This window comes from Haloferula sp. A504, assembly GCF_044385805.1.
Taxonomy (GTDB): domain Bacteria; phylum Verrucomicrobiota; class Verrucomicrobiia; order Verrucomicrobiales; family Akkermansiaceae; genus Haloferula.
Genome location: NZ_JBISBU010000009.1, coordinates 21,467 through 36,444, shown reverse-complemented (window position 1 = coordinate 36,444; position 14,978 = coordinate 21,467). Strand labels below are relative to the sequence as shown.

Here is a 14,978-nt window from a genome sequence, read left to right as displayed (position 1 = left end):
TGCTTTCACCGCCATGAAGCGTTTCAGCGGGTTGCAGCGGGTTGCAGCGGGTTGCAGCGGGGTTGATTTCGTGGAGCTTGGGAGCTTTTGGGAGCATGCTCTGGGCCGTGGAGGCCCCGATTCTCACGCCGCTGGTGGCGGATTCGCCGACAGGCCTTGAGGTGCTGGTCGATTCGCCGGAGTCAGGGGTGGTGATTCGCTACACGCTCGACGGACGGGATCCAGACACTTTCGACCCCTTGGTTGGGGCGGGGGAGACGCTTACGGTCGCCCGGACCGCCATGGTGAAGGCTCGCGCATGGTCTGGGTCCGAGGCCAGCGATGTCACCACGGGCGATTACCGGATCACCGGATCGGTGGCACTCGGCGACAAGCATGGTCTCGCCCTCAGTGTGGGGGGACGGGCCTGGTCTTGGGGGTATCAGCAACACGGGCGGTTGGGGAACGGCTACGGCTCGCTCGTGCGGAAAGTCTTGCCGCTTCGCGTCCTGGCACCGGATGGAGCGTCGAACTTCGACAATGGACGCGAACTTGCCGCCGGTTTCACCCATTCCCTGCTTATCGACGACGCGGGCGACGTCTGGGTCGCGGGCCAGAACAGTTATGGCGCAGTGGGCAACGGAGCCACCCAGCATGCCTACGTTCCAGACCAGGTGCTCACGGGTCCCGGTGCGCCCTTGCGGGATGTGGTGGACGTGGCCGGTGGCATTCAAGGCTCGTACGCCGTCGGTTCCAATGGTGATCTGTGGTCGTGGGGATGGAACCAATACGGACAAACCGGGAGAGGTGTCACCACCGGCTCGCAGACCTACGCGATGCGGGTCGAACTTTCCGAGTCGCCGGGCTATCCGGCACTCGGGGGGATTCGTGAAGTCGCGGGCGGGGACTACCATGCGATCGCCCGGAGTCCGAATCAGCTTGAGGAGTCTGGTGGGACCGGCGAGGTCTGGACTTGGGGCTACAACAACCAGGGACAGCTCGGGCAGGGTGATCTGGTGTCGCGGTCGCGCGCGGTCCCGATGATGCTGGATGCGACCACGCCGCTGACCGATGCCTGGTCCATCGAGGCTGGCGAATACTACTCGGCGGTGGTCCGGTGGCACCCGACCGATCCGGACCTGCAGGGCACCGTGTGGACCTGCGGACGGCAGACGAACGGTCGATTGGGGCAAGGATCGACCTCTTCTGGCACGGTGACCGATCCCGCCAAGGTCATCCGGGCGGATGATGGACTCCCGCTTGAGAACATCGTGCAGGTGGCCTGTGGCGGGGTGCATGCGCTCGCCCTGGATGCCAACGGCGAGGTCTGGGCGTGGGGGTCGAATATTTACGGACAACTGGGCGACAATACCAACACGCTGCGCGGCGCGGCCGCCCGGGTGAAGGACGCGGCAGGCACGGGCTACCTTCAGAATATCGTGCGGGTCGCCGCAGGCGGCGTCGGCATCCAGGGTGCGAGCGCCGCGATTGATTCGGATGGCGTCATCTGGGTGTGGGGCCGCAATGACCAGGGCCAGCTCGGCAACGGGTCGTACAGCAGCTGGTGGGGCATCAAGCTCCCGGATGCCCAGACGGAGAACATCATCGACGAGGGTGCGCCCTCGGTTACCCTTACAGGCATGGTGGTGGAACCGGTCGAGCCGGGTGGGATGGTCCTCGCGGCGTCTCCTTCGCACAGCGGTCCCTTCGGCGTGGCGCACATCGCGCGGGTCGATTTCCATGTGAATGGAGAGTTTGCCGGCTCGGCGACCAGTTCGCCCTGGCAGCTGGCGGTCGGGGAGCTGCCTGCCGGAGCGGGGAATGCGGTGGCCGTGGTCACCGACCACGACGGCGTGCAGGCGATGTCGGCTCCTTGGAGCTTCGAGATTGAGCTGGATCCGCTCCTTGATGCCGATGGCGACGGGCTGAGCAACGGCGCTGAAATCGACACTTACCTGACGGATCCGCTTAATCCCGACACCGATGGCGACGGGATGGAGGACGGCTACGAGAACTGGCACGGGTTCTCGCCGCTGTCGCTGGAACTGGGAACCAGCAAGGCACCGACCGGCGATTTTGACAACGACGGGATGTCGAACAAGGACGAGCACGATGTCGGAAGAGTGGCGGCGCTCAAGCATGAGAAATTTGATCCCGACGACTTCAGATACACGAACAAACTTCAGTGGTTTGGCCGGAGTGACTTCTGGTATACGGTCGAGGTTTCTACTGACTTGGCAAACTGGCAGGTCTTCCCATACGGCTTCATCGGCACCAATCACGAACTGGTGGTCGATATCGACCAGTGGCTTGGCGGTCTGCCAAGCCCGAGCGGGTTCTTCCGGCTGCGTTACGGACTGGCCAACTCATACGACGCGGATGGCGACGGGTTGTCCGCCGCCGAAGAGTTCGCCCTCGGCACCGATCCGACAAATCCCGACACCTCAGGCGACGGCATCCCCGACGGCTGGGCGGCGTTCTTTGGTCTCGATCCGCTCGCCGACAACGCCGCCGGTCTGTTCCAAGGCGGTCCCCTGACGAATCTGGAGGCGTACCAGGCCGGCGTGCAACCACTGCCGGACGCCACACCCGAAGATCACGACGGAGACGGCGTCACAAACGATGATGACTCCGACCCCGCCGATCCCGACGTCACCTGGCCGCCTGCGACAGCAGCGGCGTACGTCCTCCTTGAGATTGAGCATCCCTCCGCTTTGGGCGTCGGACTGGAGGTCAACGATCTTGGTGAGGTGCTCTTCGAGAACGGCAAATGGTCGGCGGGAGCGTGGATCGAATGCGGACCAGTAGAACCAATTGAGTATGACTTCCTTGGCGAGCAGTACACCTTCACTCACTCGTCATGGGCACACTTCAATTCGTCTGGAGATCTATTGGGCGAGGGCCAGTGTGAGGGACCCTACGGAGCTCCTCCATGGAATATTAGCATTGGCTGGCCGGCAAACCAGAGTCCGGGCTTCCTCGGTATCTTCTCGGAGACTCCCTATTCCGATCCGTTCGGAATCGCGCCACGTGGTGTCGATGAAAGCGGTCGCCAGTTCTGTGTCGATACCGAATGGGTGTATTGGCAACAGGGAATGGGAGGGGACTCATTCTCCGAACTCCTCGCCTTCACCCCGGGCAATCCGCAATCAGTGAAGTATGAGGTGCCGGACCAGTGGCATCCTGCACCGACCGATGATCGTCAGACTTTCGATGTAAGTCAGAGCGGCTGGGTCGTCCTCAACACGATCGCCGATCTGCATGATCCTGTCTCGCCACGGCGCCCGTCCGCATGGAGCAGCTCCGGAGAGGTTGTCAGCCTTCCGGGCAGCCTGATGGGTGATTACTCAACCCTGGCAATAGAGACTCTTCCCGATGGTCCCGCCATCATTTGTGCCACCCAAGACGGTGGGGATTCGTCTGTACTTGTAACTTCGACAGACGGACAAAGTTCATCCTCCTCAATGAGGATGGCTGAGAAGTTGTCCCAGCACGGAATCGTCCGATTCGCCGCAAACGGAACGGCTGTGACGCGGGACAACTGGCTTTGGTGCAATGGGAAGCTGATCGCGCCGTCAGAGTGGTGCTCGGGCCTTGGGGGAGAGGGCGCCGAGGCTCTTACGGTTGTGGATAGCAACAGCAAGGGCTCGTTTCTCTTGGTCTCAGACCAAGGCGGTTCCGGGGCGTCCAGAACGATCCTGGCTCATCCGGTGGGATTGAAGATCCCCAAAGTTAGTTGGAGCGATGACAAGAACCAATTTGATTTTGACGATTGTGTGTCACCGGATGTGGTCATGCAGAAAGGGATTGCCGTCCTTTTGAACAGCGATGATGATGACTATTCGGGAACCCCTGATAAGGATGATGTTGGCCTGGACGGCGATTGGCGGCCAATCACCGGACCCAATGGTGAGGTCGCGGAAACCGATCTCTTGCCAATCAGAATCGATGGGGAATTTGGCCTCAACTTCTCTGCAATCAGCGCTGCATTTGATATTCCCGACAACATTCGGCTCTGGCGATCCTCCAACCGAACTGGTCGCGTGGTGGGCCTCGGTGAAGAAGGGACTCCCGCAGACGGCATAAATCTTTCAGAGGTCGTTACGATCTACGTGGAAGGCGTTCAAGTGGGTGAATCCAAACTCAACATAGTTTTTGAAATTCAGGATGCAACTGGTGGAATTATCGAGGCCGAGGCAGAGGTGAAGGTAAGCATCTTTGATATTGAAGGCCCAACATCGGTTGTAGCGAGCACGAATTATGAGTACTCGGCTTCTGGGGTTCAGAACATCGGCGGGAGATGGGACAAGGTGTACCACGGTGTGTTTGGAGAGCCTGAAAATCCGAGCTCTGTTAGTAATGTATTCTGGGACTCCGATCCACTAGGCATGGGCATGAACGGATGTGTCGCTTACTCGCCAATCGAGGGATTGTCATGGGGTCGGGAAGTGGATATCGTTTCGATTGATCTCCCTGCCACTCAGGGTGATGGCGAAAACGAGCTTCGACCAAAAAACGTGTTGGCTAGTGAAGGTGTCTTGGGTAATATGTGGGATACAGACACTCTTGGATCACAACCGTCCGGCAACGAGCCTGCCGTGATGACGAGTGCAAACACGTGGCCAGCACTGCGAGCTTGGATCGAAGTCAAGCAGCTTCAAGGTCCAGTCCGTGCAGGGATTTCGAACCGAGGCGTGGATAGAGTTCGGTTTGGGTTTGTTCAACGCTCAAAGTGGATTTCGAAGAGGGCAATTTACCCAGATCGCCAGCGAGTCTCCTCGTTGGAGGGAATGGATTGGCATGTGGATAGCTACCTCCCTCCAGATAGGCTTCCGTGGCTGGAGGATGAGATGTGCGACCCACCTCCTGGTTCATCGATTCATTTGAGGAAATCTTACCATCAGAGCGAGATCAACGAGCGCATTGGCCCAAATACGATAGCGTTTCACTATGCCTTTAGACGAGGAAAGATCCCGTATGGCGGAGATAGGCCGGGGATAATGCTCTCTGATCAGTTCGAAATAAATGGAAACAAGCCAACCAATTTCCGATTGGAACTCAAATCCGATCTTGCACTGGCAACTTGTACCGACTCGGGCATGCCGGCAGCTGACTCTCGGTTCTTCATTCTGGCTGATCAAACTCAGTCGTGGCGATACACAAATTTTGGCCGGATTATTGATGGCGACCTACAACCTCCGAACGCGTCTATCGATGGGCGGATTCCGGAAGAGTTGTTTGGTGGATATGCACTGACAATGTTTGGTGTTCGAGTTGGTCAAAGATTGGAGCTTGTGAAGGAGGCGGTTGGAGAGCACCTTATCGCTAAGGAGTATCCGGATTTGTTGCCCGGCGGCAATGCAGCCCATGAAGATTGGACTGACGAATAGAAGCAGCTAGTGTTATGAAAATCGAGAATCTCGTGGTTTTTTTTGTGGCGGCGACCTTCCTCATCGGTCGTGCTGCAGAAGAAGACGGTGGTTTCCCTAAGTTCGATGAGAACCTAGTTCTGATTAAAGTGCTGAGTGTTGAACCTCTTTCGGTGGAAGAAGCGGTTGCTCGAAGACTCGGACGAACATCCCTGATGGTGCATAATGGGCAGGGAGTTGTTGAAGAGGTCTATTCTGGTGATCGACACCTGAAAGGGCGGGTGTTTCGATTGACGCCTCCGCCCTATTTTCCTGGAAATCCGGCAAGACTTACTCACACGGATGTATCGTTTAGAGGCTTTGCCATGAAAGATGAGTTGCCTGTCGGTGCCGAGATCGTGCTCACGGTGATTCCCCGCGAGGATTTCGATCCCTCAAACCGGAATTTCAACCCGTACAACTTCCCGAAATTCTCCTGCTTCTATCTCCTTTTGGAGCAACCCAGGATGAGGGTGTATGGCGTCCGTTTTCCTGAGATCCTCGGGCGTCAGAAGCAGTGGGGCGAATACGTACGGTCGCTGACCCTGATCAAGGACCCTGAGGATCTGAGAATGCGGGTTCGTCAGGGGATTTTCAGTCGCAACCCGCTGGTGGCGATCAGTTCGGTTCACTTCCTCGCGAAATTGGACGGCACCTTGCTCGCCGATTTTGCCCGGGAGCATCGGTTCTCCGACAAGCTCTCCTTCCATGCCAGACTCGCGCTGGATCATGAGATGATCCTGCGTGAGGGCGAGAAGTGGAACGGCGATGACCATGGACGGTTCCTGGAACTCCTGACGGAGGAGTCCAAAGGCGTGCACAATGGTGATCATTTCCTCATCCAACGCCAGCGGCACATCGCAAGCGGAGCATGGTCGAAGGCCGAGGAGTGACTTCCGGGCTCCATCGCTTGTGGGCTGTCTGCCGCCGGCGCTTGACACCGAGGCCTCCGATGACGCCACCATGGGAAGTTCGAACCGGATCAGACCGGGCCTCTCTTTCACACAATACACACAATATACAATATGCCAGGCATGCAGTGACGGTAGGCGGAAAAATCTTTGAGATATCAATGGTTTTCGCGGGTCTTGGGCCGGGCGCAGGGGGGCGGATTGGGAACGGATTGGGAGCGGAAAGGAAAACAGTCTCTTTGGATACACCCTGAGCGATTATCTCGGACCGCGAGACAAAACGCCAGGCATGCAGTCGTCGTAGCAGGAGAAATCGTTGAAATATCAATGGTTGTCGCGGGTTCTGGGCCGGGCGAAACGGGCGGATTTCGGGCGAAAAGAACTCAAGTCCAAGGGATCGACCCTCCCGTGCCAGCGGATGTACTGGAAGAACCGCCGGGTGAAGGTCGAGATCGGCGTTGGCAAGGGCAAGAGCCACCGCGACCAACGCCACGACCTGAAGAAGAAGGTCGAACTCCGCGAGGCCCAGCGCGAGGTGGCGCGGTTCAACCGGCAGTAGGGCACGGTCTTCCATGTCGGCCGCGCCTTCGGATTCAGAGCTTCCGACGCGGAGTGCGGACCGCTAAAAACCCCCATGCGCCGCCTTCGCAACGACCTGCCCTACACCTTCCGCCCGCCGTTGCCGAAAGCCTGGTTCCGGCCCTTCGCCCTGTGGTTGAACCGGCGCTCCCTCCTCGAGCGGAAGTACCGGATTGCGGAAATCGAGGAGCAGGGTTTCAGCGGCCTTGCCGCGAAGGTGGCGGCGGGGGATGCCGTCCTGCTGGCACCGAATCACGCCGATCATGCCGACCCGCACCTGATGATGGAGGTCGGCCGGAGGCACGGCATGCGGCTCCATTTCATGGCGGCGCGCGAGATCTTTGAAGAGAAGGCGATCCGGACCTGGGCGCTGCAGTCGATGGGGATCTTCTCGGTGGATCGCGACGGGCCGGACCTGGCCGCGATCAAGACGGCGATCACCCTTCTCGGCGACGGTGTGCCGATGGTGATCTATCCCGAGGGGGAAATCTACCACCACCACGAGCGTCTCGACCCGCTGCACGAGGGGGTGGCGTCGATCCTGATGAAGGCGGCGGCAAGATTGCCGGAGGGGCGGACCGCGTGGCTGGTGCCGGTCGGCATGAGGTTTCATCACGATCCGGCGGTCGAGGCGACCTTCAGTGGCCGGCTCGACCGGCTGGAGGACCGGATCGGATGGACGCCGAAGCCGTCGATGCCCGTCCGCGAGCGCATCATCCGTCTCGGCACCGGCATCATGGCGCTGAAGGAAGTGGAATACCTCGGCGAGGCCGGTCGTGGAGAGCTCCAGGAGCGATTGACGAGCCTCTGCGAGCGCCTGCTGGGGCAGGTCGAGGAGCGGATGGGCTCGGATCCGAAGGCAAGCAATCCGCCGGAACGGGTCCGCGCGATGCGCTATCGGCTGCGACGCCGCCTCCTCGATGAGGACGACCCGCCGGCGCAGGCGGAACGGGAGATGCTGCTCGACGACCTCGACCGGGTGTTCACCGCGCTGCAGGCCCACAGCTACATCGGCGATTACCTCCTCGCGGAGCCCACGCTCGACCGTCACGCCGAGACCATCATGAAGCTAGAGGAGGATCTTTTCGGATTTCCCGCCTATCCCGTCGCCCGTCGTGGCTTGGTGCGGGCCGGAAAGCCGATTGACGTCACGGCGATGATCGCAGCCGGGGATTTGCCGAAGAAGGGAGGCCCGACCCGGCTCACGGCGCTGCTCGAAAAGCGACTCACGGCCCTGATCCAGTCATCCCCGGGCGGGCCTGAAACACCTGTTTAAGTCATTCTGTCCTTGCAAATCGGGCGAAACCCGCTTTTCTCCGCCGTCCCGAGCAAGGGCGGACCGGCCAAGGTGGCTGGACCGAATCAAACCACCACAATGAGCGAAAGCACCATCAATCCGGCCGATTACAAGGTCCACGAAACCGACACCGGCAGCGCCGACTATCAGGTCGCCGTGCTGACCAAGCGAATCGTCCACCTGACGGCTCACCTCGCGACGCACAAGAAGGACAACTCCTCGCGCCGCGGACTCCTCAAGCTCGTGGCCCAGCGCCGCAAGCTCCTCGACTACATCAAGGCGCATTCCGAGGAGCGCTACCAGAAGCTGATCAAGGGCCTCGGCCTTCGTCGCTAAACTTTCTACGGAACGGCCACGGGAAATCCCCGTGGCCGTTTCGCTTGAAACGGTGCTCCCGCCTCTGCGGGTTCCCCGGGAAAGACCTCCTAGTCATTTTCTTCGAGGGACTGTCCGAAACCCACCAAGTCCCTGCCGTGCCGGCGGGGCAATGCAAGACAGCAAACAACATCATGAACATCCATACCGTTACGGGCCAGGTCGGCTCGAACCCCATTACCTTCGAAACCGGCAAGCTCGCCAAACTGGCGGACGGCGCTGTCGTCGTGACCTGCGGCGAGACCGTGGTTCTCTGCACGGCGGTTTCGCAGACCAAGATCCGCGAGGGCCAGACCTGGTTCCCGCTCTCCGTTGAGTATAAGGAGAAAGCATCGGCCGCCGGCCAGTTCCCGGGAGGCTACTTCAAGCGCGAAGGCCGCCCCACCGAGAAGGAAATCCTCACCTGCCGGATGACCGACCGCCCGCTGCGGCCGCTCTTCCCGAAGGGCTACCTTTACGACACCCAGATCGTCGCCCTGCTGCTTTCGGCGGACCAGATCAACGACTCGGACATCGTCGCCATGAACGGTGCTTCCGCCGCCCTCGCGGTTTCCGACATTCCCTTTGCCGGCCCCATCGGCGCCGTGCGCGTGGGCCGGGTCAATGGCGAGTTCGTCATCAACCCCACCTTCGATGAGCGCGAGGAGAGCGATCTCGACCTCGTTTACGTCGGCAACAAGCAGGACGTCATCATGATCGAAGGCGCCGCCGACGAGCTGCCCGAGGATGATTTCATCAAGGCGCTGCACTTCGCCCAGGAGAGCGTGACCAAGCTGGTCGAAGCCCAGGAGGAGCTGGTGAAGCTCGCCGGCAAGCCGAAGCGTGAATACGAGGTGACCGTCGCCAAGGACGAGCTTCTCGAAGTGGGTTACGCCGTCGCCGGCGACCGCATCGAGGATGCGATCTACGCGGCGTCGAAGGTCGAGCGCGGCAAGAAGGTCGGCGCCCTCCGCGACGAGGTGGAAGCCGCGATCAAGGAGAAGTATCCCGAGACGACCGACTTCGAGATCGAGCAGGTCTTCGAATACATTCAGAAGAAGGCCTTCCGCCTTTCGATCATGGAGAAGGGCGTGCGCGCCGACGGTCGCCAGGTCGGCGATCTCCGTCCGCTCTTTGCCGAAGCCAACTCGCTGCCCCGCGTTCACGGTTCGGCGATCTTCGCCCGCGGCGAAACCCAGGCGATGGGCATCTGCACGCTGGCTCCGGCCGACGAGAAGCAGTTCTTCGACAACTATGCCGGTGGCGAGGACAGCAAGCGCTTCATCCTCCACTACAACTTCCCTCCGTTCTCGGTGGGTGAGACCGGACGCATGGGCGGCATGAACCGCCGCGAAATCGGTCACGGTGCGCTCGCCGAGCGTTCCATCGCACCGGTGATTCCCGACGAGGACGAGTTCCCGTACGCGATGCGGATCTCCTCGGAGGTCATGGAGTCCAACGGCTCGACCTCGATGGCCACCGTCTGTGCCGGCAGCATGGCGCTGCTGGCAGCGGGCGTGCCGCTCAAGGCACCCGTTGGCGGCATTTCCGCCGGTCTGGTGACCGAGTGGAACGAGGACGGGACGCTGAAGGCGCACAAGGTGCTGCTCGACATCATCGGCTCCGAGGACTTCTACGGCGACATGGACTTCAAGCTCTGCGGCACCGACGCGGGCGTGACGGGCTTCCAGCTCGACCTCAAGCTGCCCGGTCTTCCGCTGTCCATCCTCGAGGAGGGCGTGCGCATCGCCAAGGACGGCCGCACCAAGGTCATCGCCAAGATGAACGAGGTGATCCCCGGTCCGCAGGAACTCAGCCCGAATGCCCCGCGCATCGTGTCGGTCAAGATTCCGGCCGACCGCATCGGCGAACTGATCGGGCCCGGCGGCAAGAACATCAAGGGCATCCAGGCCGAGTCCGGCGCCGACATCAACATCGAGGATGACGGCACCGTGCACATCTACGCCTCCAAGGAGGAGGGCCTGCAGCGCGCCAAGGAACTCATCGACCGCATTTTCGCGGAGATCGAGGTCGGCACAGTTTACACCGGCCCGGTGGTTTCGGTCACCAACTTCGGCGCCTTCATGGAAGTGCTGCCCGGCAAGGACGGCCTCATCCACATCTCGGAGCTGCAGGAAGGCCGCACCGAGAAGGTCGAGGACGTGCTCAAGAAGGGCGACATCGTCACCGCCAAGTGCATCGGCGTCGACGAGAAGGGCCGCGTGAAGATGAGCCGCCGCTCCTACCTCCGCGACCAGAAGGCCGAACAGTCCGAAGGATCCGATGATGCGGAATCTTCGGAAGACTGATCCCTATCCCGTTTCAAGGCCGTCACTCCGCAAGGGGTGGCGGCCTTTTTTCTTCCTTCGGAAAGGTCGGCACCTCTCACGGAAACGGCAACCCCAACTGGCACGCCATTGGCGTAGGTAGTTCCTCCTTTAGGAGGTCTTTCAGCCCGGCGTATCCCGACCACAAAATTGAACGTTTGCGCCCGCTCAAAGCGAACGGACCGAAGACCCCCTGAAGGGGGAACTACGAACAGAACTGAGCTGCCTCAGGGTGCTTCCACCCGCGAGAATTCGGCGGTGGTGCTGAGGTAGTAGATGCCGCCCAGCGTGCCGAGGACGGCGACCAGCAGGACGATGGCAATCAGCATGCCGAGGCAGGACTTCATGGGCGGAGCTTCGGAGGGCGTGCCGTGGATTTCAAGCCTGCGGTCCGGATAGCTGCCAGACCCGTGGTGGGTCGCCGCAGCTACGGGCGCAGGCCGAGACGGAAACGGTAGAAGCTGCGGGTCTCGGACGGCTTCGGGATGCTGAGGGTGTATTCATTCGACCCGGAGTCGGTGGCCGCATCGGTGCTTTCGATGAAGGCGGCCGAGAGGCTGGTGCCGGAGCCCTGCAGGAGGAAGTGGATCCGATCACCGTATTCGCTGGGGAACTCGAGCGTGAAGACGAGGTCGCCCCCGCTGACGGCGACCTCGACCGGCGGCGGGGCGTCGGGCAGCGGGGTGCCGCCGGGCGTGCTGGCGGCGTCGGCGGGATGGGTGCCGTCGAGGGCTTCCTGGAGGTTGATGTAGCCATCGCCGTCCTCGTCGCCAAAGGGATCCACCGGGCCGCCGAAGAAGTAGTCCTCGTATTCGTCGTCGATGGCATTCTGGTTCAGGTCGCCGGGCGTGCCCTCGGGGAAGCCGGTGATGGTGGCGCTGATGGTTTCCAGGGCGGTGCCGTCGCCGGCGGGCAGGTCGGTGCGGTCGGTGAAGGCGAGAACCTCCAGTGTCGTGCCGGCGGGCAGGTCGAGCGACTGCGGGAACACGAAGGGGTCGCCGTCGGCGTCGAAGAGCCGCAGCCCGGCGCCGCTGGTGCTGTCTTCAAGGACCGGCACCGGGGTGGCGAAGCTGGTGGCGGTAACCTCGGCGCTGTAGGTCGCGGTCGGGCGCCCGGGGACGAGCGTGAGCAGGTGGATGAGTGCCTGTTCGGCGCGGACGATGCCGGCGGTGCCGAGGGTGTGGCCACCGGCGTAGCTGATCGGAGTCGTCGGATCGTCTCCGGGAAGGGGAATGAGTCCGTCGAGATCGCCGGGATCGGTGGGCAGGTGGCGGACGATGTCGCGAAGGGTTTCGAAAGGCGAGGGGAACAGGCCGCGATCCTCGTCGGCTTGGGCGGCGGAGAGCTGATAGATCTGGTTCGCGAGTTGTTTGAGGGCGCTGGTGGTGACGCTGGTCGGACTGTCGATTTCCGCCGTGATCGCGGCGGCGAGCTGTTGCAGAAGGATGCCCGGATCGCCGGCATCGACGTAGGATTGGAGCTGCAGCAGATCGTCGGCGGTGGCGGTCTGGGACTCGTCCTCGACCGTGTCACGGAAGGTTGCGAGACCGAGCGGCAGCGGACCGGTGAGTAGGCCGCGGTCGGTGAGGAGTTCGCCGGCGAGGCGTTCCCACAGCAGGTAGGCAAGGGTGTCGTGGAGATCGAGCGTTTGGTCGATGGTCGCGCGGGGCAGTGAGGCGTAGTGGGCCTGAGCGGCGCTGATCCAGTCGGCGGCTGTGGAGCTGGCGCTGCCGGTGAAGGGGACGGGTCCGGCGTCGAGGGAAGGAATGGGGACGAGTCCGATGAGTTCGCGGCCGGTGCCCGGGCTGTCGTCCGGATTCTCACAGTCGAAGGTCGCCGGGGTGGAAACGATGACAAATTCGTCGCGACCGGTTGCCGGCAGCGATGTCAGGCGGGCATGGGGGTCGGCGAGTGTGCCGCCGCCGTGATTGCCGGTCGGGGCAGTGGCGAGCAGGCGGGCGCCGAGGTCGTGGGCGCGGACGTCCGTGGGGGAGAAGGTCGGGTCGCCGATGGCGAAGGACTTGCGGTCCGGTGGATCGCCGGGGCTGCCCGAGTGGGAAAGGGGGAGGACGTTAAGATCGAAGGTGTTGCCGTACTCGGCCAGCGCGTCGGCGGCGGGCGTGTCACCGGCGTCGAAGGGATTCGATCCGGCGGTCCACTCGGCGAAGTCGGAATGGCCGTCGCCATCCTCGTCGTTGGTTCGGGACGGCGGGAGGTCGAGCACGTCGCCGCCGTAGGTCGCGGTTTCGGCGTCGTTGGCAGGGTCCGATCCGTAGAGCAGTTCTTCGAGGTCCGTGAGGCCGTCTTCGTCGGAGTCGGGACCGGCGAGCGGATCGAGGCCCTTCTGGATTTCGACGAAGTCGGGCACGCCGTCGCCATCGGAGTCGAGTTCGCCCGGTTCCCCGGTGAAGGCGTAGTCGGCCTGGTGAACCGGCGAGCGCCTGCCGGAACTACTGTCCTCGGCGTAGAACCAGACGGTGAAGGGTTCGAGGGTGTCGCCGGGCGGCGTGATGGCGGTGCCGAAGGTGTAGGTGGTCCAGGGATCGGCAAGGCTGGTGCGGTAGAAGGCGTCGATGCCGGTCGGGTCGGGAACGACGAGTTCGGGGGCAACGTAGCGGGTGTAGGTGCCGGCTGGGGGGTCGATGGAGATCTGGATGGGCACGATGCCGAGCGTGCCGGAGGTCGACGAGACGGCGACCTCGGGCTGGTTCTGGTTGATGAGGGCCTTCGATGAAAGCCCGGCCGGCGGCAGGCCTGGGACGCTGGTGGTCGCGGGGTTGTCGAGTCCGCTGGCTTCGCCGTCGAAGGTTTCCACGGTGAGTGCCATGCCCGCCGGACCACCGCCGCCGGAAAGGGTCAGCGTGAAGGTGCTGCTCCAGTCGGGGACCTGGAAGGTCTCGACAAGTCTGGCGTCGTCGTTGACCAGCGGCTCCTTGTCATAGACGAAGACGTTGGCGCGGGTGCTCACGGTGTCGAGCGGGTCGAGCGATTCGGGGGTGCCGGCGACCCAGTCGGAGCCGTCGTGCGAGTAGGGCGTGGTGGTGGTAGAACCGGTGCCCGGCGGGCCGGACAGGGCGGCGAAGTGCCCCGGGGTGTGGCACAGGATGCCGTTGAGCGTTTCGCCGGCGGGCGGGTGGATGGCGCCGTCGGGGATGAGGTTTCCCGAAGCGTCGAAGTGGAAGAGTCCGGCGTGGGAGCCGTCATTGTAGATCACGGCGATGCCGAGGTGCGTGCCGTCGTCGATCAGGTTGACGACGAACACCGGGTCGGGTCCGGTGTTCTTCGAAACGGGACTGGCGAGGGCGGTGCCGCTCCACGGCGAGTAGAGGATGTCCTCGGTGCCCGGGGTGAAGAGGACGAACTGCGACAGCGCGCTGCCAAGGAATGGGGCGTGGACGAAATCGCTGCCGAGGGAGAGGCCCGGCAGGGAGCCGAGCAACGGAAGCAAGGGGTCGGTGGCGTCGATCAGGCGCAACTGGTCGGTGCCGCCGCGGAGGACGGCGGCGAAGTGTTCGGGTCCGGCGGTGTCGAGTTGGACGCGGGCGAGGTCGGCCAGCGGCGAGCCGGTGTTGATGGTGCCAGCATCGACGGGGCCGCTCGAAAGCGACTGGACGAGCTGGCGCTGGTGGGTGTTGGGGGCGGAGTTCCAGTGCGTGGCGGTGACGAGGTCGAGCAGGGTGGGGTCGTTGCCGGGAAGGCTGAGATCGACCGCGGCGACGGCGGCCGGGCCGATGCCTTGGGGAGTGTGGACCCACGGGCGAACGTAGGGTGCGGAAGGGTCGATGATGAAGAGCTGGTTGGCGGACTTGCCGGTGACGACGATCTGGTCGCTGGTGGCCGAGACGACCGGGCCGACCGCGAGCGCTTCGGCGTCGGGGCAGCCGGTGGGTTTCGGCGCCTGCCAGATCAGCGAGCCGTCGGGCTGGCCGAGGCCGACGCGGTGGAGCCCCGTCGGGCGGTCGATGACGACCACGTCGAGCCGACTGTCGGCGTTGAAATCGCCGAATCCCTGGAGTTCGGCGGGCGTCGTGTAGGTGTGGCGAGGGTTGATGGCCGCCGCGGGGAGGGCGGTCGCCATCAGGATGAGCGGGAGTTTCATGGCAGTGATCAGTGATCAGTGGGG

General features: G+C 62.6%; 7 protein-coding genes. 6 read left to right on the top strand and 1 reads right to left on the bottom strand.

Going from position 1 to position 14,978, the window contains the following annotated elements:
- Positions 1–95: 95 nt before the first annotated feature.
- From ACG2LG_RS06655 to ACG2LG_RS06630, 6 genes are all read left to right on the top strand, one after another.
- Positions 96–5,369: a hypothetical protein gene (locus ACG2LG_RS06655; protein ID WP_396257455.1), complete on the top strand. Its 5,274-nt coding sequence runs from the start codon at positions 96–98 to the stop codon at positions 5,367–5,369.
- Positions 5,370–5,383: 14 nt separating this feature from the next.
- Positions 5,384–6,280 (top strand): hypothetical protein, encoded by an 897-nt coding sequence (locus tag ACG2LG_RS06650; protein WP_396257453.1) that lies wholly within the window; start codon positions 5,384–5,386, stop codon positions 6,278–6,280.
- 349 nt (positions 6,281–6,629) lie between these two features.
- Positions 6,630–6,857 carry an SsrA-binding protein gene (locus ACG2LG_RS06645; RefSeq protein ID WP_396257451.1) on the top strand — a complete coding sequence of 76 codons (228 nt, stop codon included), beginning with the start codon at positions 6,630–6,632 and terminating at the stop codon, positions 6,855–6,857.
- Between the two features lie 75 nt (positions 6,858–6,932).
- The gene (locus ACG2LG_RS06640; protein WP_396257449.1) at positions 6,933–8,153 is read left to right on the top strand and encodes a 1-acyl-sn-glycerol-3-phosphate acyltransferase; all 1,221 of its coding nucleotides are present in this window, start codon (positions 6,933–6,935) and stop codon (positions 8,151–8,153) included.
- A gap of 99 nt (positions 8,154–8,252) precedes the next feature.
- Positions 8,253–8,510: a 30S ribosomal protein S15 gene (rpsO, locus tag ACG2LG_RS06635; RefSeq protein WP_396257447.1), complete on the top strand. Its 258-nt coding sequence runs from the start codon at positions 8,253–8,255 to the stop codon at positions 8,508–8,510.
- Positions 8,511–8,683: 173 nt separating this feature from the next.
- Positions 8,684–10,837, top strand: coding sequence for a polyribonucleotide nucleotidyltransferase (locus ACG2LG_RS06630; RefSeq protein ID WP_396257445.1), 2,154 nt, complete (start codon positions 8,684–8,686; stop codon positions 10,835–10,837).
- A gap of 445 nt (positions 10,838–11,282) precedes the next feature.
- Here the strand turns inward: ACG2LG_RS06630 and ACG2LG_RS06625 are convergent, their stop codons facing one another.
- Complete coding sequence (locus ACG2LG_RS06625; protein ID WP_396257444.1) at positions 11,283–14,954, bottom strand: hypothetical protein; 3,672 nt, start codon at positions 14,952–14,954, stop codon at positions 11,283–11,285.
- Positions 14,955–14,978: the final 24 nt, after the last annotated feature.

Coding starts and splice junctions, on each gene's coding strand:
- rpsO (WP_396257447.1), top strand. CDS start 8,253: ATGAGCGAAAGCACCATCAATCCGGCCGATTACAAGGTCCACGAAACC.
- ACG2LG_RS06630 (WP_396257445.1), top strand. CDS start 8,684: ATGAACATCCATACCGTTACGGGCCAGGTCGGCTCGAACCCCATTACC.
- ACG2LG_RS06650 (WP_396257453.1), top strand. CDS start 5,384: ATGAAAATCGAGAATCTCGTGGTTTTTTTTGTGGCGGCGACCTTCCTC.
- ACG2LG_RS06640 (WP_396257449.1), top strand. CDS start 6,933: ATGCGCCGCCTTCGCAACGACCTGCCCTACACCTTCCGCCCGCCGTTG.
- ACG2LG_RS06655 (WP_396257455.1), top strand. CDS start 96: ATGCTCTGGGCCGTGGAGGCCCCGATTCTCACGCCGCTGGTGGCGGAT.
- ACG2LG_RS06625 (WP_396257444.1), bottom strand. CDS start 14,954: ATGAAACTCCCGCTCATCCTGATGGCGACCGCCCTCCCCGCGGCGGCC.